General features: G+C 44.3%; 1 protein-coding gene. It reads right to left on the minus strand.

Translation table 11 applies throughout. From position 1 onward, the window contains the following. Window positions 1–440: HYR domain-containing protein (locus KI686_RS16940; RefSeq protein WP_368735876.1), on the minus strand; the 440-nt coding region annotated here is incomplete at its 3' end. Window positions 441–474: the final 34 nt, after the last annotated feature.

The raw sequence follows: 474 nt of genomic DNA on the forward strand, positions 1-474 counted from the left end.
ACCGTTGTTTCTCCTAATGGGAACACGGCAGGTGCATCATTAGATATGGATGTTGTGTTACAGTTATCATCCACAGTAGGCGTTCCAAGATTGACATTAGCGGCATCTGTAGAACAGCCATTAGCATCGACATTTACAGATACCGGTGCAGCACAGTTTACAAAAGTCGGATTGATATTATCGGTTACAGTCACAGTTTGCGTACAAGTGGCCGTATTACCAGCACCATCGGTTACGGTCCAAGTGACCGTTGTTTCTCCTAATGGGAATGAGGCAGGTGCATCATTAGATATGGATGTTGTGTTACAGTTATCATCCACAGTAGGCGTTCCAAGATTGACATTAGCGGCATCTGTAGAACAGCCATTAGCATCAACATTTACAGATACCGGTGCAGCACAGTTTACAAAAGTCGGATTGATATTATCGGTTACAGTCACAGTTTGCGTACAAGTGGCCGTATTACCAGCACCA

Source organism: Polaribacter sargassicola, assembly GCF_021991835.1.
In the GTDB taxonomy this organism is placed as follows: domain Bacteria; phylum Bacteroidota; class Bacteroidia; order Flavobacteriales; family Flavobacteriaceae; genus Polaribacter; species Polaribacter sargassicola.